The following is a 19074-nucleotide window of genomic DNA, read 5'->3' on the forward strand; positions in this document are numbered from 1 at the left end:
GTCCCGCCTCGACCACGTGTGAACCGTCCGGCGGGTTCACACGTGGTCATGCAGATCCGGCGAAAAGGGGGTTGTCCGCGTGCCACGACCCACCGACTGGGACAAGGTCGGCCTCGGCAGCGACCCGACCCCCGGCGACCCGGCCCGCATCGACGAGGTCATCACCTCCCTGCGCAACCTCGGCACCGTCGCCCGGGAGGTCGACACCGCGCTCGCCGCCGTGCTGGACACCGCCGGCCCGGAGGCGTTCGCCGGGAAGACCGCCGAGGCGCTGCGGGAGAAGATCAGCGGCCGGCTGCGCGGCTTCGTGCAGAGCCTCGCCGAGGCGTTCGAGTGGTCCACGACGGCGCTCACCACGTACGTGGCGGTGATGCGCGACGAGCAGTGGCGCGCCGACCAGGCCCTCACCCAGGCCCGCGGCATGACCGAGGACGACCCGGGCAGGCAGGCGCTCACCGACACCGCCCGCACCGCCGGGGAGAACCAGCGCACCGCCGCCGACAGCGCGTCGAGCCGGATCGTCGAGGCGTATCAGAACATCAAGCAGCCCGTCTCCGGCTGCGAGGAGTTCTGGGAGATCTTCAAGTGGATCGCGATCGCCCTGATCCTGCCGGCGCTGGTCTTCGGCGGCCCGATCGCACTGGTGGCCATCGGCGTCAACCTGGCCCTGTTCATCAAGACCGCGGTCGACTTCGCCCACGGCAACGCCACCGCCCTGGAGTTCTTCCTCTCCGCCCTGGGCATCCTCGCCCCGACCACCCGCGCCGTGCCGATCTTCCAGCTGATCGCGGCCGGCGCGAAGTTCGCCTGGGCCGGCATCAAGGCCGGCGCGTTCGCCGTGTTCAAGTTCTTCGGCAACGCGTTCCGCGGCATCATCAGCCACCCGTTCATCATCTTCCCGAGCCTGCACGACATCGCGACCGTGGCCGGCACGTGGGTCCGCAACGGCGCCCTCTGGGTCCGCAACGGCATCACCGACCTGCCCGGCCTGGCCGGCATCGCGCTGTCGAAGACGGGCCTGTTCATCGTCAACGGCGTCAAGGGCATCCAGGCGTTCGCCACCGGCTTCCCGTCGATGGTCGCGAAGTTCGGCTCCAGTACCTGGCAGTTCCTGAAGACCGAGTTCGGCGGCAACCGCTGGCTGCGGCTCTTCCTGCCGGCCGAGGCCGACGAGCTGCACCTCGGGGTGTGGAAGGCGATGAAGCTCGCCGTCGTCGACCGCGGCATCATGGGCAATCACCTGTACGGGCTGCCCCGCCCGCACGTCTTCGTCCCCGAGGGCGGCGGCGGTGGTGTCCACCTCGACCTCAACGACGTGCGCACCGGCAACCTCGCCGTCCCGCCCCGGATCGAGCACGTCAACGTCGGCTCGTTCGAGGGCGTCGGCCGGATCACCCCGGCCCCGCCGACGCTGCAGCTGCACTCCACCATCGGCGACGGCGTCCACTTCAGCGCCGACGCGGTCCGCACCATCGACACCATCATGCTGTCGCCGGTCGACACCCTGTCCCGGATGCGTCTGGAGGGCCTGACCGGCGGCGCGCCGGTCCTGCACACCATCGACCCCGGCACCGGCGTCAGCGCCGGCGTGCACCTGCAGCCGGTGTCACCTGCCCAGCACGCCGGCGCCGGCAGCAACCTGCACCTGCCGACCATCTCCGCGGTCACCGCCCCGCCGCCGGGCACGCTGCTCGGCGGGATCCACCTGGGCGAGACCGGCTCCATGGCCGGCGCGGTCCACCTGACCCCGCCGGGCGCCATCACGCACAACGCGGTCCCGCCGGCGAGCGTCCTCGCCAACGCCGTGCCCCCGCCGACCGCCGTGACCCACCTGGGTGCCTCGCCGGTCCTCGCCAACGCGGTGCCGCCGCCCGCCGGTCTCACCCACGGCGCGCCGGCGCCGGTCGCCCTCGGCGACGCGGTCGCGCCCGGCGCCCTGACCCACGCCGCCCCACCCGCTGTCCACAACGGATTCACCACGGCGACGCACCTCGGGACGCCGCCGCCGTCGGTGCATGCCGGGGCGATGGACCTGCTCGCCCAGCACCCCGGTGCGGCGCCGGCGGCCCACACGCTGGTCGGCACCCCGGGCGGCGCGGTCAACGGTGCCGGGGCCCGCATCGGCGACCACACCGGCCTCGCGATCGGCGCCCAGCACGTGTCGCAGGACCTCGGCGCGCTGGGCCGCAACCTCGACACTCCCCCGGTGTCGCAGCTCGTCGTCACCCGCCTCGACGGCGTCTCCGCACACGCGAGCCCGACCGGGCCGGGTGCGACGCCCGCCCACCTCGCCGGCGCCCCGCCCGCCCTGCACGGCGGCACCGTCCAGGCCCTGCACGCGACCCCGACCCCGATGCCGCACGGCGGTGCCGCACCGGAGCCGACCGGCCTCGCCGGAGCGGGCGGGCCCCTGGGCCGCGGCCTCGACACCCCACCGAACGGCACCGTGACCCGCGGCCTCGACACTCCACCGAACGGCGCCGTGACCCGGGGCCTCGACGTGCCACCGGGCGGCCCCGGCGCCGCGATGCACGGGCCACCGCCGGGCGTCTCCAGCAACCCGGCGCACGTCGCCGGCACCCCGGGCGGTGGGGCAGCGGCGGCCGGGACGCACCTCGGTACCCCACGAAACCTGACACCGGACGAGCTGCTGGCGCCGCAGACGGTCACCGTGCACATGCCCGACACCCGGGCCCTCAACGGTTCCGGCGCGCGGGTGGCCGATCACACCAGCCTGGCCGACAGCGCCCGCCACGCCGCCCCGGCACCGGCAACGGGACCGGTCGGCCGCGCCGGCGACGACGTCGGGTCCGGTGCCACCCCGCCACCCGGCGGCGCGGCCGGCGCCGGCGTCGACCCGGTCACCGTGACCCTCGCGCTCGGCCTGCTGCAGACCCAGATCAGCCGCGGTGCCCCGCACGCCGGCGGCGCCGCGGTCCGCGACGTCGCCAGCACCCCTCCACCGCCGGCCGGCGCACGCCCGACCGGCGCCCAGCTCGACGCCGCCTGGCAGCGCGACAGCAACCGCATCGCCGGCCTGTTCGGCGCCCTCGACGACCCGCTGCGCCGGCAACGCCTGGACACGTGGGGCTCCTACACGGGAGCCCGCAACGAACTCGGCCGCGTCGAGGCGATGTGGGACGACATCCGGGCCCGGCCCGGCCAGTCCTCCAGCGGCCCGGGCCTCGCCCACGTGCACGCCGAACGCACCCACCAGGCGGCGCTGGCGAAGGTGGGCCGGCTGGAGGCCGACCTGCGCGGGCTCGGCGTCAACCCGGCCGCGATGGACGCCCGGATCTCCGAGCTGACCGCCAGTTCGCTGCGGGACCGGCCGCGGATGCTCGGCGGCGGCCCGAACCTCTCCCGGATGGTCAACGACCTGTGGGCCGGCGCCCCGATCGACGGGCACGTCGTGCTGCGCGGCGCCGACGGCGGCGGGCTCGGCCTGCGGGTCGAGGAGCACGTCGAGGCAGGTGCGGTGCAGCTGCGCCTGCTGGACGACGACGGCGCCGTGGTCGTCAACCGCACGGTCACCGAATACGACGGCGGCTACCAGGTCGGCGACGGCGCCGGGTTCCAGCGCTTCGACGCCGACGGCGACCTCACCGAGGTCGGCACCGTCCTGCGCGGCCTGGACGGGCACGACCTGCACGGCCGGTTCGTGGTGGAGCCCACCGGCGGGTACGCGGCCGGCGGCGTGCGGATCGAGAGCACCGGCGGGCACGCGGTCACCCAGCACGGCACCGGGTTCCAGGTCGCCGACGGCGCCGGGTTCCACCGGTTCGACGCCACCGGCACCGCGACCGCCACCGGCCGGCCGCTGCGGGACGCGACCGGCGCCCCGATCGGCGGGCAGTTCGTCGTCACCCACGGCGCCGGCGGCACGGTCGTCGAGGTCGCCGACCCCCGGTTCGTCGCGGCCGTGCACGGCGGCGGGTTCCAGGTCACCGACACCGCGGCGCACAACGCCTTCCAGCGCTTCGACAACGCCGGGACGCTGATCGAAACCGGACGGCCGCTGCGCGACGCCGGCGGCGGGGTGCTCGGCGACCGGTTCGTCGTCACGCCGACGGGCGGCGCCCCCGCCCGCATCGAGGTGACCGACCCCCGGTTCACGGTGGCGGCCCACGGCGCCGGGTTCCAGATCACCGACACCGCTGCACACAACGCCTTCCAGCGCTTCGACAACACCGGGGCGCTGATCGAAACCGGACGGCCGCTGCGCGACGCGGGCGGCGTCGTGCTCGGCGACCGGTTCTTCGTCACCGGCGCGGGCAATCGCATCGAGGTGACCGACGCCCGCTACACGGTCGCAGCGCACGGCGGCGGCGGGTTCCAGGTCACGGACACCGTCGCGCACCACGCATTCCAGCGCTTCGACGGCACCGGGACCCTGACCGCGACCGGACGGCCGCTGACCGACGCGGGCGGCGGGGTGCTGGGCAACCGGTTCTTCGTCACCGACGCGCACGGCGCCGGCGGCGCGATCGAGGTGACCGACGCACGCTACGTCGTGGCCCCGCACGCCGGCGGCACCCAGGTCACCGACACCGCCGCGGGCAACGCGTTCCAGCGCTTCGACGGTACCGGCGCCCACATCCAGACCGGAACACCGGTGCGCAACCTCGCCGGGCAGGCCGACCGGGTCGTGGTCAACCCGACCGCGGCCGGCGGCGCCGGGCACGTGGAGAGCCTCACCGGCGTGCAGATCCGCGGCTGGCAGGTCGCCGCGGACGGCACCGGCTACCGCATCACCGACCAGCTGGGCCTGCACACCGGGGAGTTCCGCCGGTACGACGCCGCCGGCAACCTCCTCGAACAGTCCTTCAACGTGCTGCGCGACGCGGCCGCCACGACCCGGCAGTTCGTCGTCGACGCCGCCGGGCGCACCTGGCGCCTCACCGACAACGGCCTGCCGCTGCCCGCCACCGGCGCGTTCCACACCGGCACCCTCGACGCGGCCGCCGCCGGCACCGGCCGGGTGCGGCTGCTGAACCGGGCCGGCGTCGAGGTCTTCGACCGGCGTCCCATCCCCGGCGGCACCACCCTCGACGTGTTCCGCCGCATCGACGGCGACTTCGGCCGCACCTCGCAACGCCCGCAGTGGGTGCAGCTCACCGCCGACGGCCGGGTCGTCGAGCACGGCGTGCGGCGCTTCGACACCAACGCCGTCGGGTGGCGCGACGTCAACCACAACGGCCGGCTCGTGCACGAGTTCCGCCAGGGCATCGGCGGCGGCGACGTCGTCGGGCTGCGCGGCCCGCTCGGCGACTGGAACTGGCACCGCTTCGACAACGCCGGCAACCGGCTCGGCCACGGCCCCCGCACCATGGACCGCGACGGCGGCTGGACCGACCGCCTGCCACCGGCCGGCGGCAACCCCGGCCCGGTCGTGCAACGGCAGTGGGGCACCGCGCACGCACCCGCCAACGCAGGCATGTACCAGCAGTTCGACCTCGGCGCCGGCGGCGTGCGCCGCGACACCTGGCAGGCGCAGTCCCCGCACGGCAAGGACGCCGGCAAACTCGAGACGCTGCCCACCGGCGGCAGCCTCGAGACCCGCCGCTGGTCGGAGCAGCGGCCGCCGCAGTGGGCCCGCAAGTTCCTCGCCGGCGTCGACGAGGACGTGTTCCGCGCCAACCCGCACCTGCGCACCGACACCCGCTTCCAGCTCTTCGAGTGGCGCCGCCTCGACCCGCATGGCAACCTGCAGCAGCAGGGCTTCCGGTTCGTGAGCATGAACGACAGCACGTACGACTTCACCAACACCGGCCGGTTCGTGCGCTCCAGCGCCAAACTCGACCACGGCAACACCCTCAAGGTCGGCCACGACACCGTCAGCCTCCCGCCGGGCGCGGTCAGCGACGCCAACCGCATCCCGTGGAGCGAAGGCAACGGCAAACTCTCCGGGCACCGCGTCAACGTCGGCCCGCACCCCGACGGCCGCATCTGGGAGGACCGGTTCGTCGTCGGGCAGCAGCACGGCAACTGGTACGAGTTCGGCGGCCAGCAACACTCCGTCGCCCGGGCCGGCTACGCCGACGGCTCGATCAAGGAGTTCCACCGCCCGCCCGCGCCCGGCGCCGCCGACGGCGGCATCGCCAGCCGCGGCGCCGCCCACGAAGGCACCGGCGTCTGGGTGCGCAAGGACCCGCACGGTGTCATCATCGGCCGCGCCGACGACTGGCCCGACCCGGCCGGCGGTGCCGCGGCCAGCCGCATCGAGGCCAACGCCCCGGACAGCGCCGGCAAGTGGAACTGGTCCGGCTACGACGCGCGCAGCGACAGCCGCACCTGGCAGTGGCGCGACGGCGCCGGGCAGACCGGCACCCGCGAATACGGGCGCGGCTTCAACGGCCCGCACACCACCTACGACGACTCGTTCCGCGACACCATCCGCGGCGCCGACGGCCACCAGGTCCTCATCCGGGAACGGCGGATGCTCGACGGCGGCGGCTACGTCGACTCGTGGCGCGTCGACCTGCCCGCCGGCGGTCACGAGTGGCACTGGCGGAAGATCGACAAGTACGGCAACGTCACCGCCGCGCCCGGCGCGAACCCGCTGCGCCGCTGGTGGGACACCAACGCCAACGGCGGCGCCGGCGGCTGGGTCGCCGACTGGTTCGGCGGCGCCACCCGCTTCCGCGACGAGGTCACCGACGGCGCCGGCGCGGCCGTCACCGTCCGGGAGATCCCGGCCGGCGCGGAGATCGGCCGGATCCGCGAATACAACCTCACCACCCCCGGCGCGTGGCGCGAGTTCGACATGGGCGCCACCGTCCGGGAGCGCTCGCAGATTCCCGGCGGGTTCCTGGAACGCGACGCCTGGCGCGGGCAGTGGCGCCAGTACGACAACATCGGGCTCACCATCGCCCGCCGCACCGACGACGGCTACGTCTTCGAACGCGCCAACGGCGCCTGGCAGTCCGTCGGCCGCGAACTGGACTACCGCGGCGGCGTCACCGAAATCCGCGGCTGGAACCGGCGCATCCGCGAGGCCAACCGCATGGAATGGGGCGGCGAACTGCGCCTCGGCACCCACACCGAGGCCCTGTACGAGCCGTACTGGAAACTCGCCCTGCAGAAGGCCGCGCTGGAGTTCACCCAGGAGTTCCTCCTGGAGTTCGCGGCGAACATCGCCGTCAACGGCATCGTCGACGCGATCGCCGGCACCCAGTTCAACGGCAAGGACATCCTCAAGGCGTTCGCCAACGCCGCCGTCGGCGCGGCCGTCAAGCAGGCCGTCGGCTCGCTGGTGCACGACAACAAGTTCGGCGCCATGCAACGCTCCGGCGACTGGAAGGCTGGCCTGGCCAACATCGACGGCGGCAAGGGCTGGCACCGCAAGCCGCTCAACCACGACAAGCACTGGTCCAACGAGTGGGCCGGCAACGAGACCGCGACCCGCTGGCGCGGCGGCACCTACGACTTCGCGTTCAACGTGCCGGTCGCCGGGCTCACCGGGTTCGTCAACGGCAGCATGAACGCCGCCGTCTTCGGCATCACCAACGCCAACGGCGAGACCGTGTACCTCACCGGCGGCGCCGCCGCGTTCGACGGGCTGCTGTCCGCTGCGGCCGGCGTCACCGGCGCCGTCACCACCAGCATCGCCAAGACGATGTTCAACTCCGGGCTCGGCGGGCGGGCGTTCCACCGGCAGGGTCTCGCCGAGTTCGCGTTCCAACTGCCCTGGAAGATCATCGAGAAGACGGTCACGTCACAGCTCCTCAAGGAGTTCCGCATGCACGACAACCCCTGGTACTACGCGAAATGACCAGGGTCCTCACCGTCGGCGGGGCGCGCGGCCGCGGCACCCACCGCACCATCACCGAGGCCGTGCGCGCCGCCGCACCCGGCGACACCATCGCGATCGCCCCGGGCCGCTACGCCGAGGAGGTCCACCTCGACAAGGACGTGCACCTGCGCCCCGAGCACGGCACCGGCAGCGTCGAGGTCGCCGCCGCGCTGCTGGTCACCGCGGCGGCGGCCACCGTCACCGGGCTCGTCGTGCGCAGCCTGGACCCGGCCCGGCCCGCGGTGTCGGTCCTCGACGGCGCCGGACTCGTCCTGGACCACGTCGAGGTCCACAATGGACGGATCGAGGCCCGGGCCGTCGACGCCGTCGCCGCCCTCGTCCTGCGCGACGTCGCCGTCCACGGTGCGGCCGGCACCGCCGTGCACCTCGCCGGCGACGTGAAGGCCGAAGGGTTCGACGTGCGCCTCGACACCGTCGCCGGGGTCGGGATCGTGCTGTCCGGCGCCGCCCAGCTCGCCGCGACCCGGCTGCTCGTCCGCGCCACCGACGGCTCCGGGATCCGGGTCCGCGGCACCGCCCGGCTCACCCTCACCGACTGCCGCATCGACCGGGCCGGCCGCAACGGTCTCCTCGTCGAGGACGCCGCTGCCGCGGTCGCCGAGGAGACCCGCATCGACGCCTCCGGCGCCGCCGCCGTCCAGGCCTCCGGCGCGGCCCGGGTCCGGCTCACCGACTGCCGGATCACCGGCCCCGGCGCCAGCGGCCTCGTCGTCGCCGACGACGCCGAGCTCACCGCGACCGGCTGCACCGTGCGCGACACCGCGGCCAACGCGCTGCTCGCCGTCGGTGCCGCCCGCGCGGTCCTCGACGGCTGCCAGCTCACCGCCGCCGGGTTCAGCGCCGTGCACACCGCCGGCACCGCCGACGTGCACCTCACCGGCTGCCGGGTCCTGCGCGGCGCCGAACACGGCATCCACGCCGTCGAACAGTCCCGGGTCACGCTCACCGACTGCGACCTGCGCGACCTCACCATGACCGGCCTGCACGCCGGTGACCGCGCCACCCTCACCGCCGCCGGCTGCACCATCGCCGACGTCGCCACCGGCATCAGGATCGCCTCGTCGGAGGCCGCCGACCTGCGGCAGTGCAGCGTCCTGCGGCCCAGGGAGGTCGGCGTCGAGGTGGTCGCCGGCGGCGCGCTCACCCTGGCCGGCGGTCGCGTCACCGACGCCGGCGCCGCGGGCATCGTCGTCGACACGGCGGCCGCGGTACGGGTGAGCGCCACCGACATCACCGGCGGCGCCGGGTCCGGCCTGGTGGCCTGGACCGGGGCCCGGCCGCACGTGGACGGTCTGCGGGTCGACGGGGTCGCGAAGAACGGCATCTACGTCGCGCCCGGCGCCGGCGGGCAGTACATCCGCTGCGACGTGACCGGCACGAAGTTCGCGGGGCTGCACGTGGGCGCCGACGCCGACCCGGCATTCGAGCACTGCCGGATCCCGGACACCAGCACCGAACCCGGCTCCCGCGCCACCTTCTCCCACTGCACCATCGGCGATGCCCTCCTGGCGCCCGCGCTGCCGTCGTCCGGCACCGCGGACGTTGCGGATGTTCCGGACGAGTCCCTCGACGACCTGCTCGGCGAGCTCGCCGAACTCATCGGCCTGGACCGGGTCAAACGCGACGTCAGCACCCTTGTGAAACTCATGCAGACCGTCCGCCGCCGCGAGGAGGCCGGCCTGCCCGCCCCGCCGCTGAGCCGGCACCTCGTCTTCGCCGGCAACCCCGGCACGGGCAAGACGACCGTCGCCCGCCTGTACGGCAGGCTGCTCAAGGCCCTCGGGCTGCTGCGCCGCGGCCATCTGATCGAGGTCGACCGCAGCGCGCTGGTCGGCGAATACGTCGGCCACACCGGCCCGAAGACCGCCGCCGCCGTCACCAGCGCCCTCGGCGGTGTCCTGTTCATCGACGAGGCCTACTCGCTCGTGCCCCGCTTCGGCGGCAACGACTTCGGGCAGGAGGCCATCGCCACCCTCGTCAAGATGATGGAGGACCACCGCGACGACGTCGTCATCATCGCCGCCGGCTACCCAGGCGAGATGGACCGCTTCATCGGCGCCAACCCCGGCCTCGCCTCCCGCTTCACCCGCACCCTGCACTTCGACGACTACGACACCGCCGAACTCGTCTCCATCGTCGAGCACCAGGCCGCCGCGCACCGGTACGAACTCACCGACGTCTCCCGCGCCGGCCTCGTCGACTACTTCACCGCCCTGCCCCGCGGCGAAGGGTTCGGCAACGGCCGCCTCGCCCGCCAGGTCTTCCAGGAGATGACCGAACGGCAGGCCCAGCGTGTCGCCGAACTGGCCGACGCCACGGGCGACGACCTCGTCCTGCTCGCACCCGAAGACCTTCCGACCCGATAGCCGACTGGAGCAGCCATGTCCCCGTTCGCCGACGCCTTCACCCGCCGCCCCACCGTGCCCCGCCGGGGCTTCACCCCGGCGCCTCGGGTGTTCGTGGTGTTGGGTGTGGTCCTGGCCGCGACGGCGCTCCCGTTCGTCCTGCCGGAGGGTTCCCCGTCGGACGCCTCCCAGACCGCCGCGCCGGGTGCCGCGCCGCGACCCGCGGCGGTGACGTCCGCCGCCGCTTCGGCCTCGGCGTCACCGGGCGCCGTCACGTCCGGTCCCGCACCGGCCACCTCCGGCGCCGCTGCCGGTGGCCCGGGCTCAGGCGGCCCGCCCGCCGGGGCGGCGGGCGGCACCGGCGGCGCGGGTTCCGGCGGCACCGGCGGCTCAGGCTCCGGGGCGGGCGGCGCTGCCGGGTCGACCGGCTCCGGGGCGGGTGCGCCCGCGGGCGGCGGGACGACCGCGGCGGTTGCCCCGCCGGCGCCGGCGAAGACCACCGTGAAGGCCGCTCCGCCGGCGATCCCGGGCCGGGCGATCGTCGGTGTCCAGTCCCGCCTGTGCCTCAGCGCCTCTGCCGGCAAGGACGGCACCGCGCTCGTCATCGCCACCTGCAACGGCTCCGCCGCCCAGCACTGGGAAGCCCTCTCCGACGGCACGATCCGCTCCGTCAGCCTCTGCATGGACGCCGCCTGGGCCGGCACCGACATCTTCACCGTCGTGCAGGTCGCCTACTGCAGCGGCAACCGCGCCCAGCAATGGCGCCTCAACACCTCCAACGACCTCACCAACGTCAACGCCGACAAGTGCGCCGACGTCATCGACCAGCGCACCGGCAGCGGCAGCCCCGTGAAGCTGTACTGGTGCAACGGCCAGGACAACCAGAAGTGGTTCTGGCGTTAGCGTTCCGCGCCGTCGAGCTGGGCGCGCCAGCGCTCGAGGTATTCGCGGGTCGCCCGGGTGTCCGGGTGACCCGGTCCGAGCAGGCGGTCCCGGTCGGCCAGCACGGTCTCCAGCCCGGCGACAGCGGTGGCCAGGTCACCGGCCATGCCCTGGGCCACGGCCAGCCTGTTGCGCGTGGCGATCGTCTCGAGATGACCGGGGCCGAGCAGGCGCAGGTGGTCGATCAGCAGGTCGCTCAGCGCCGCGGCGGCGCCGGCCGGATCGCCCGCCTCCGCCTGCCACTGCGCGAGGCTCCCCCGGGTGGCGAGGGTTTCCGGGTGCTCCGGCCCGAGCACCCGCAGCTGGTCCGCGAGCAGTTCCTGGAAGCCCGCCGCGGCGGCGGCCGGGTCGCCGGCCTTGCCGCGCCACTGGGCCAGGTTGTAGCGGGTCGTGTGCGTGTGCGGATGGTCCGGGCCCAGGATCCGCAGCCGATCGGTGAGCAGCTCCGCGTAGGCCACGACCGCGCCGTCCGGGTCGCCGGCCAGGCCGGTGAAGGCGGCCACGTTGTTGCGGGTGGTGAGGGTGTTGGGGTGATCCGCGCCGAGCACCGGGATCACGTCGACGAGCAGGGCACGGTAGGCCTCGAGCGCGCCTGCGGGGTCGCCCGACAGGCCGCGCCACCGGGCGAGCTCGTGCTGCGTGCCGAGGGTGTCGAAGTGGGCGGCGCCGAGCAGGCGCAGGCGGTCCCGCAGCAGGTCCTCCAGGATGGCGAGGGCACCGGGCCAGTCACCGGACTCGCCGCGCCACCGGGCGAGGCTGCCGCGCGTGGTGAGGGTGTCGGTGTGGTCGGCGCCGAGGACGCGCGTCCTGTCGGCGAGCAGCGCCTCGGCCGCGGCGGCCGCTCCGGGCGGATCGCCGGACTCCCCGTGCCAGCGGACCATGTCGGCGCGGCACTGCAGGGTGTCCGGGTGATCGGGCCCGAGCCTGGTGGCGGCCTCGTCGGCGAGCTGCCGGAAGTACTGGGCCGCGGCGCCGACCAGGCCGCTCTCCCCGAGGCTGCGGCCGGCCCGGATCAGCACCGGGTGCAGGCTCGGCGCCCACAGCCGGTCAGCGGCGTGCTCCCGCAGGATCGCGGTGCTGGCGCGGAGCGCCTGGCCCAGCGCGACGTCCCGCTCGACCTCTGGCCACGTCTGCGTCATGCCCTCCGCGGCCGCCGACGCCGCGGCGGCGAGCGGCTGCGGCGCGGCGTGGTCGCGGGTGGCCCGTTGCACGAGGGCGTGCACGCGCAGGAGCACGGTGCCGCCGGCCGGGTCGAGCGCGCGGTCGACCAGGTTGAACCGGGCCAGGCAGCCCAGTGCGGCCAGGGCCTGGTCGGCGTCGGTGGGGCGGCCCCCGTATTCGGTGAGGAACTCGAGCACCGGCGGGGTGGTGACGAGCTGCTCGGGGACGCCGTTCGGGTCGAGCAGGCTCAGCATGCTCAGCAGCGGACGGGACAGTCCGACCGGCTCCATCGTGTCGGCCGCGTCGAGTGACAGCAGGACGGCGGCGGCGACGTCACGCAGGTAGTCGTCGGGCCGCCCGCTGCGTTCGGGCAGCACGTCGACCAGGGTCCGCGCGTGGCGCAGCCGGATCGCGTATTCGGCGCAGGTGATGTCCTGGTCGACGATGAAGGCCGCCGCCTGCGCGAGCATCAGCGGGAGGAACCCGACGTCCTCGGCGAGTTCCCCGGCGCCCTCCAGCCGGCCGGCGTTGCCGGCGAACTTCTCCGTCAGGTAGGCCCGCGCCTCGTCCGGTGTGAACAGCCCGACCTGGACGAGCCGGCCGTGGCTGGCCAGCGCGGCGTCGCGCCGCCGCGTCGTGACGACGACGCGGCCCGCCGGTGACCTCGGCGGCCACAGCCCGGTGAGGTCGGCGGGGTCGGCGACGTCGTCGAGCACCACCAGCCACCGCTGGCTCGTGGTCTGGAGCCACTGCAGGAACGTCTCGGCCGCGCGCTCCGGAACGGTGTCGTCCGCGCCGCAGACCTTGCGACCTGCCCGCGCGAAGCTGGTGACGATGTCGTCGCGGCTGCGCGCCGAGACCCACACCATGGCGTCGACGCCCGGGCAGTCCAGATGCAGGCGCGCCAGCGCCGCCGCCAGCTGTGTCTTGCCGACACCTCCCAGGCCGGTGAGCATCTGCGTGACGACGGCCGTTCCCCGCTCCGTCAGCGCCTCCTCCAGCCGCCGGAGCAGGTCGCGCTCCTGGAAGCAGTCCGCCTCGTTGGGCACCAGGCCCACCATGTGGGTGAGCCGCGGGGACTGCAGCGGCGCACCGGCCGGCACCGGGCGCCGGGGCAGCCGGGCGATGAACGCGTCGCTCGGCATGCGCCGGCCGCGGACCGACTCGTGCTGGACGTCGTCGAGCCCGAACAGGATGTCCCCGGCCAGCAGCAGCGGCATGATCGGCTTGCCCAGTGAGCGGGCGAGCTCGACCTCGATGCGCACCCATTCCGAGGCTTGCGCCTCCGGCGACATGACCAGGACGAACGTGGCGCACTCGGCGATGCGGTGGCGAAGTTCGGACTCCCACAGCTCGCCGGTGGGGATCCGTTCGTCGTACCACGTCGCGGCGCCGCGGCTTTCGGCACACTCGACCAGGCGGCGCACGTATGACAGGTCGGCACGGCTGTAGCTCACGAACGCCGGACCACCGTCCAGGACCGTTTGCACGTCGCTCACGCGCCCATGGTGCCAACCGGTGCCACGTCGCCGGCTCGGCCTTTCCGCCAGTTCGCCGGACCTGACCGGCTGCGCCGCGGGCGCGTCGCTCACTCGTGGGGTTCCGGCGGTGCCGCGCGGGCTACCGGTTGCAGGGTGGTGGCACCGTGCCGACACGACAATCGGGAGGCAGGAGACGGTCGACGGCCGGGCTGACCGCCGTCAGTGCGAACCGGCAGTTGAGCTGGTCGGCCGCTCGGGGCGCGGCCATCAGGACGCCGATGCCGTCGACATCGACGGATGTGACCATGCTCAGGTCCAGCAGCAGTTCGCTCGGCATCGCCGCCAACGCCGTCGACAGCGCCCGGTGGAAGATCGCAGCCTCGCCTCGGCCGAGCTCGCCGTGCAACCGGAGCAGTACGCTTCCGGCAGCGTGCCGGTGCACCTCGAACGAGAGCGTCATGCCGGTAGACTCACAGGTTGCAATTCTTTGCGCTAGCTTCTGTAAGAATCTTCCTGCAAATGTGCAAATTCGTGTTGTTTGATCAACGCGCCGTCTCCGCTGTGTCGGTTACAGCATTTCCGCTGTGTCGGTTACAGCAGATGGAGCGTGTGAGCCAGCCGCACGGCGTCACGGCGGCGGTGCACCTCGAGCTTCCGGTAGATGCTGCTGACGTGGGCTTTCACGGTGTTGCCGGTCAGGTGCAGCCGATCGGCGATCTCGGCGACCGTGAGCAGCGTGTCCAGCTGCCGCAGGATGGTCCGTTCGCTGTCGGTGAGCCGCGCCGTTGCCGGTGACATGCGCTCGGACGGCGCGCGGGATGCCGGTTTCCGGCCCGGGCCGTCGTGCGGCGCGTTGAGCAGGAACGGGCGCCGTATGCCGGCCGGCGCGGCGATCCGGTCGGCCTGGCGGCGCAGGTGCGTCGCGTGCTCGAGATGACCGGTCTGTACCGCCGCGTTCGCGAGCAACAGCAGCGCGTCGATGCAGTGCAGGGTGGAGCCGTCGCCGTGTTGGACGAAGGTCTGCAGCGTTTCGGTGGCCTCGGAAGCCCGGCGTTGGGCGAGCAGGAGGTTGGCGTCGATGAGGCGGCGGAGCGGGTCGGTGAGCCGCGCCGCGTGCGTCACGGCGTAGCGCTCGGCGTCGGTGCCGTACCCGTTGGCCAGCAGCAACTGGATGTGCAGGTAGATCACGTCCGCCGACGGCGCGCCGGCCCGGATGAGCTGCCGGGTGGTGTGCAGGGCGGCCTCAAGGTGGCCGCGCTGCTGTTCGATCATGGCGTGGTGCAGGTGCTCCGCCGCGGTCAGCGGGGCGTCGGCGTGCCACAGGTCAACCGCGAGCCCGCGCAGCTGCTCGGCGGCGGCGGCGAGGTCGTGGCGTTGGATGTGCACGGCGGCCAGCACGATCCGGGCCCAGCCGTCGTCGTGCGCACCGATGACGCCGTGATCGGCGAGGATCCGGCGGGCCTGGTTGGCCTGGCTCGCGGCCAGTTCGAGGTTGCCGAGCTGCAGCTCCGTGGCGGCGGAATGCCGCAGCGCCCGGGCGTGGGACAGCGGCCCGAGCTGCTGGGCCGCGGGGAGCCAGGTGATGAGGTGCGTCCGTGCTTCGAGCGGGCGGTCGGCATTCAGGGCGACGATGACGGGTTCGGCCCGCTCGACGACGTGTCGCGCGGCGGAGGAATCATCCGGAGCGGTTCGGGCCGTCACCAGTCCGGCTTGCCGGGCCGGCCTGCTGCCGGCCAGACCTGGAACATGCCAGGGAGGCGACGGTGCTGGCGTCATGGTGACCTGCGGACCGTCGGCGATGATGTCGAAGCGGTGCCTGGTGGTCAACTCGGCGGCGTGGACATGGTCGCCGGCAGCGGCCGCGTGGTGGACCGCCTCGCGATATCGGCCGTTCGCGGTGTACCAGTCGCAGGCGGCCCGATGCAACTGCCGCAACCGGTCCGGCTCGAAATGCTGCATGTGGAGGTACAGGGCCGAGCGCCACAGCCGGCGGTATCGATGCCAGCCGCGTTCACCGACGGGAACGGCGAACATGCCGTCCCGAGCGAGATCCTCCAGGAGCTGTGCGGCGTCGTGCCGGCCGGTGAGGGCGGTGAACAGCGCCGCGCAGACGGTCTCCACCACGCTGGTGTCAGCGATTGCCCGGCGGTCGTCGTCGGACAGGTGCGCCAGGACGTCGCCGACGACATACTCGTGCAGGGTCACGCCGATGGCGTACAGCTCATGCACATGACGCTCGGTGCCGACCGGATCGCCGGCAATGCTCGTGGCGGCGACGATCGTGCCGGCGGTCCAGCCGCCGGTGACCGCGTACACCTCGGCGAGCAACTCGGGTGACAGGTCGCCGTAGCGGGCGCAGAGCCGCGCGGTCTCATCCTCGGTCAGCGCGAGCATGGTCCCGTCGACCTCGGTGGTGCTGCCGGGCAGCAGGCGGGCGCGGAGCCGTGGCGGCACCCACCGGCCGGCGAGGACCAGCCGCGGCCCGGCCGGCTCGGCGAGCAGGCCGATGATGTCGTCGAGTTGCACGTCAGTGGCACGATGTAGGTTGTCCAACACCATCGGCGTCGACGTCTCGAACTGGACAGGCATCCGCAAACGCGCAGGTCCGTCGTGGGCGAGGTCGTAGAAGGTGACAACGGCCTGTTCGGCGCACCAGGCCCGCAGCAGCTCCGTCTTTCCGATCCCCGCCGTCCCGACAACCAGGGTGCATCGATGTCCGGTGGCACCATCAAGGGCGTTGTGCAGGCGGGCCCGGCGCACGTGGCGGGAGGACAACGCGATCGCAGGCGGTGCCACACGTTCAATGTCCGCCATCACAAACCGCCCGGGACGCACACCCGTAAGTGGACGTGGCGCCGAGTGATGTCCGGTATCGCACCCATTTGCACCTCCGACCTTCGCTGACCGCCTTCTGCTAGCGCCATTCGACCGGTGGGTAGCACCGTTAGGACCGCCCGTGACGTCACCCTGCCGCATTGACGGAACGTGTGTCTACCTTCTACGTATTGTCAGACATATCTCGGGCCGGAATTACCGAAACGCAACACCCCACTGCTGGCGTCATACTCGCGATGAACATGGTCACCCGCCGCACGGCGGTGCCTGCTGCAGACCGGCGAGCGTCGAAAGGAGGACTCATTGGACCCAGATCCGGGCATGGATTCGACCGATCCGGTCCGCGCCGCGGCCGCGGTCCGCGATCCGGCACGGCTGCGGGCGGTCGCCACGGTTGACGAGGCGACCGTCGACGCGTGGTGCGACGACCTCGTCGTGTCCGCCCGGGCGCAACTGGGCACCTCCGCCGCGCTGGTGTCGATCGTGGAGCGGCACGGCCAGCGCTTTCCCGGTGCGTGCGGCCTGCCGCCGCCGTGGCAGCGCCGCCGGGCCGCGCCGCTGACCCACTCGTTCTGCCAGTACGTGGTCGGCTCCCGCCGGCCACTCGTCATCACCGACGCCCGCCGGCATCCCGTCCTGCACGACAACGCCGCCATCGACGACCTCGGGGTGGTCGCCTATGCCGGCGCGCCGATCGTCACCGACGCCGGCCACGTCCTGGGTGCGTTCTGCGCCATCGACAGCGTCCCGCGCTCCTGGACCGGCACCGAATTACGGCAGATCGCCGCCTACGCCGCCCGCTGCGGGCAGCGCTTCAGCCGGCCGCAGCCCACGGATCCGGGCCGGCCGGCGCGACCACCTGTCCGTCAACCGTCTCTGACGGATACCGGACCGGCGGATCACACCCCGCCCTCCGGCCGCACGGCGCCATTGGACCCGGCCACGCTCGTTCCCGGTTTCCGCATCGACGGCCGGCCACCGATCCGCATGTCGCGTGACGAGGTGGTGTTCGGCGGCCGCTTCCACGCCGAAGCCGCGACCATCAAGATCCGCATCACCGACACCGCCGAGGCCCGCGCACGATTCGCCCACCGCATCCAGGTGTACGCGGCATTCGGCCCGACCCCACCACCGGTCGTCGCCGGCGCCTACCGATGGAGCGACAACGACCGGTTCCTGATCCTGTCCGGTGGTCCCGGAACGATGCTGCAGACCCGTGAGGAACCCGACCGGGCGCTCACCTCCACGCACCTGCGCGCCGTCGTCGCGGCGGCCGCGCAACTGTCGACGTGGCGACCCGGCCGCGAGGACGCGCAGATGTGGCAGATCGACCATCACCGCATGATCGACGAACGGCACCGCGCGCACACCATCACCGACGACGAGGCCCGCCGCCTGCACGACCTGGCGCAATGGTGCGAACCGGTGCGGATGTTCGCCCACGGCGCCCTGACCATGCACTGCGTGAAACAGCTGCCGTCCGGCCGGCTCACCTTCACCGGATTCGACCGCGCCGGCATGTACCTGCCCGCCCGCGACCTCGCCACCCTGTATGTGACGCTGCCCCACGACGACCACGCCGGCCACCAGCACATCCTGCACAGGGTCATCGACGTCGACGCCCTGGAACCCTTCACCGTCAACCTGTTCCTCGCGGCCACCCCCACCGCCAACGTCCTGGCCGGAACGACCGCCGCCGGGCGAGCCGCGCACTGGGCCACGTTCTGGCACGCGCGCAACCTTGCGCACCGCCTCCTGCACCGGCTGACCGCCGATTGACTCCACCGCTACGCACCGGGCGGTGAGCATCTTCTGGCTCACCCCCGCGATCTGCGCGGACAGCTCGGAGTAGCGCAGCGGGCCGCGTAGGCCGAGCGCGACGATCAGCAGGCTCACCCACTTGTCGCGAGTGCGCGCACTCATCACTCGTGCCGGGGCCGACATGCCGGTGCTCACCGACGTCGAGCCCGCCCCGCTCGGCCCCGCGGACCTGCGGATCCGCGTCGGTGCGGCCGCCGTCAACCCGATCGACGTCTTTCTGGCAACCGAGCGGGGCCGGGCCGTGTTCGGCCTGCGTGGCGGGACCGGCCTGGGCTCGGACCTCACCGGCACCGTCATCGAGGCCGGCGCCCAGGTCGACGGCTTCGCCGTCGGCGACCGGGTGGCCGCCCTCGATCGCGACCCCGCCGCCCCGAGCCGGGCACACGCGGAGAGCATTGTCGTCGCGGCTGCCGATGCGCCCGCGTGCCTGCCGGTCTCGACCCGCTGGCCGCGGCATCGATACCGCTCAACGCACTCGCCGCGCGCCAGGGCCTCGACCTCCTCGGCCCGCCCGAGGGGCGGAGCCTGCTGGTGACCGGCGCGGGAGGAGCGCGCCGGACCGCCAAAGAGAGCGCTCCCAGACGTCGGTAATCGGCGGGCGTCACTGCTCAGCGCTCCGTGACAACGCCCTGGCCTGCGCATGTGCCAGCAACGGTAAGCGCTTTCCCGTTCC

The 19074-nt window shown here is 73.4% G+C and carries 8 protein-coding genes and 1 pseudogene; 5 read left to right on the plus strand and 4 right to left on the minus strand.

All coding sequences use genetic code 11. From position 1 onward, the window contains the following. Positions 1-79 precede the first annotated feature (79 nt). From AB0K00_RS35475 to AB0K00_RS35485, 3 genes are read left to right on the plus strand one after another with little or no spacing between them, the layout of a single operon-like run. On the plus strand, positions 80-7774 hold the full coding sequence (locus AB0K00_RS35475) for a hypothetical protein (RefSeq protein WP_363529747.1): 7695 nt from the start codon (positions 80-82) through the stop codon (positions 7772-7774). Further along, positions 7771-10182, plus strand: coding sequence for a right-handed parallel beta-helix repeat-containing protein (locus tag AB0K00_RS35480; RefSeq protein WP_363529750.1), 2412 nt, complete (start codon positions 7771-7773; stop codon positions 10180-10182). Before AB0K00_RS35475 ends, AB0K00_RS35480 begins: the two co-directional genes overlap by 4 nt. Positions 10183-10197: 15 nt before the next feature. Beyond that, positions 10198-11064: a ricin-type beta-trefoil lectin domain protein gene (locus AB0K00_RS35485; protein WP_363529753.1), complete on the plus strand. Its 867-nt coding sequence runs from the start codon at positions 10198-10200 to the stop codon at positions 11062-11064. Here the strand turns inward: AB0K00_RS35485 and fxsT are convergent. The 3 genes from fxsT to AB0K00_RS35500 all read right to left on the minus strand — a co-directional run bounded on the left by fxsT (position 11061) and on the right by AB0K00_RS35500 (position 16541). Further along, positions 11061-13763, minus strand: coding sequence for an FxSxx-COOH system tetratricopeptide repeat protein (gene fxsT, locus AB0K00_RS35490; RefSeq protein ID WP_363529756.1), 2703 nt, complete (start codon positions 13761-13763; stop codon positions 11061-11063). The two genes, AB0K00_RS35485 and fxsT, sit on opposite strands and share 4 nt — an antisense overlap. A gap of 121 nt (positions 13764-13884) precedes the next feature. Then, positions 13885-14205: an STAS domain-containing protein gene (locus AB0K00_RS35495; protein WP_363529759.1), complete on the minus strand. Its 321-nt coding sequence runs from the start codon at positions 14203-14205 to the stop codon at positions 13885-13887. A gap of 131 nt (positions 14206-14336) precedes the next feature. After that, positions 14337-16541: a LuxR C-terminal-related transcriptional regulator gene (locus AB0K00_RS35500; RefSeq protein ID WP_363529761.1), complete on the minus strand. Its 2205-nt coding sequence runs from the start codon at positions 16539-16541 to the stop codon at positions 14337-14339. Positions 16542-16883: 342 nt separating this feature from the next. Between AB0K00_RS35500 and AB0K00_RS35505 the strand changes: the two genes are divergently transcribed. Further along, on the plus strand, positions 16884-18359 hold the full coding sequence (locus AB0K00_RS35505; RefSeq protein WP_363529764.1) for a GAF domain-containing protein: 1476 nt from the start codon (positions 16884-16886) through the stop codon (positions 18357-18359). A 63-nt stretch (positions 18360-18422) separates the two neighbouring features. On the opposite strand, the pseudogene AB0K00_RS35510 reads toward AB0K00_RS35505, so the two are convergent. Next, positions 18423-18524 (minus strand): annotated as a pseudogene (locus AB0K00_RS35510) (hypothetical protein); the annotation flags it as partial. Between AB0K00_RS35510 and AB0K00_RS35515 the strand changes: the two are divergent. Further along, entirely contained in the window at positions 18490-18936 is a 447-nt protein-coding gene (locus tag AB0K00_RS35515; RefSeq protein ID WP_363529835.1) for an alcohol dehydrogenase catalytic domain-containing protein, read from the plus strand. The pseudogene AB0K00_RS35510 and the gene AB0K00_RS35515 sit on opposite strands and share 35 nt — an antisense overlap. The last annotated feature ends 138 nt before the right edge of the window (positions 18937-19074 follow it).

It is taken from the genome of Dactylosporangium sp. NPDC049525 (assembly GCF_040676755.1).
Taxonomy (GTDB): domain Bacteria; phylum Actinomycetota; class Actinomycetes; order Mycobacteriales; family Micromonosporaceae; genus Dactylosporangium.